This window comes from Pseudoalteromonas sp. TB25 (assembly GCF_000497995.1).
Classification (GTDB): domain Bacteria; phylum Pseudomonadota; class Gammaproteobacteria; order Enterobacterales; family Alteromonadaceae; genus Pseudoalteromonas; species Pseudoalteromonas distincta.
Genome location: NZ_AUTI01000372.1, coordinates 23,455 through 24,958 on the forward strand (window position 1 = coordinate 23,455; position 1,504 = coordinate 24,958).

Here is a 1,504-nt window from a genome sequence, read left to right on the forward strand (position 1 = left end):
TAGCCGATATAGAGGATGCTGTTGAAAAAGGGATCATAAGCACCGAATTCTTATGTACACAGCTTAAAAGTCATTATAAAAAAGCACTCATAAACCTAACAATAGACGACACAGAGCACCAAACTTTTGTAGATAAAGCAGTTGACTACGCACATGAGCGCGCCAAAGCACAACCGTATAACTTTAACAGCGAATTTTTTATATACCTGCGCGTAGCACTTTTACATCCGCTAGTTGGACATGCTGCAAAACGCTTTATTGAGAATATAGAACCTATTTACCATGGCGATTTTAACCAAGCACTTTTAGAAGATAGAAGCCATCTACACGCTGTAACCAAAATGCTAAAGCAAGTGGCACTTGAGCATGTTTTTTCAAATAAAGAAGTCGAAAAATTAGAGCTGCAAGGTTATAGAATAATTAATGGCTTACTCGATTGCTACAAACCGCTACTGCAATTGAACAGCGATGACTTTAGGCGCGCTCTAAATGGCGATTCACGTTTATTAATTGAGTCGCGACTTGTTAAAAAGCTCTCTAAAAAGCACTTAAATAGTTACCAACACGCAATAGATGCTATGCAAGAAGAGCCCGATCACTTTGCAGCGTACGAATTTTATTATCGCTGTAGATTAGTTCAAGATTATATAAGCGGTATGACAGACCAATTTGCTTACGATGAATATCGCAGCCTTATGGTTATTGATTAGTCGTATTACTCTGGATAATTTTCAATTTTGCGCTTAAAATCAAACTATTAATATTTAAGCGCGCATAACTTTATGATATCAAAACTAATTAGATTTACCCTTTGCTTTGCCCTATTTTATAGTGCGCAAAGTGCTGCATACAACGAAGCTATGTGCATTTTAATTAAACAAGAAATGCAGCAAAATAGTAATAATAAAGCGAGTCAAAAATATCGTAAAGCTGCGCGTGATTACAAAAATAACTGTAATAAGCCAAAAGAAATTCAAGCTCAACCTAAGCCCCAAATAATAGAGCCTGAGCCGACTGTTATTACTCAGCCACAACCTAAAATTGTTGAACCTGCCCCTGTAATTAAACCCACTGAAGAAGCTGTTAAAGAAAGCATCAACGAGCAAACCCTTAATTTAACTAATGATCAAAAACAACAAATTAACGATCAGCTAAATACCAATAGTAACGAAATAGTAATTAATGCAGAGCCAACAAAAGCAGCACCCGAGCAAGTAGTTACAGAGCAAAAAAACGAAGCTGTGATAGAGCAAGTAAAACCGGCGACGCCAGAGCAAAACGTTCAACCTACGCCTGAAAATTCTGTACCTGTAAAACCAGCACCGGTGTTAACTAAACCAGCGCCAGTTATTGCGCCGCAACCTGTAGCACAAAGCCCAAGCTCGTTACTTTTACCCACTTTAATACTTGTTATAGTGGTACTTATTGGCGCTATGATAGTCGTGCGCCTGCGCCGTGCAAAACAAAGTAAAGTGATGGCAGAGCCGACTATAGCGGCTCCACC

2 pseudogenes (1 of these 2 cut by a window edge) are annotated in these 1,504 nt (G+C 38.7%); both read left to right on the forward strand.

Annotated elements, in window-relative coordinates:
• A pseudogene (dgt, locus tag L652_RS01000000123975) lies at positions 1-710 on the forward strand (dGTPase); it begins 741 nt to the left of the window's first position.
• A gap of 72 nt (positions 711-782) precedes the next feature.
• Positions 783-1,504, forward strand: a pseudogene (locus L652_RS0116050) (cell surface protein); the annotation flags it as partial.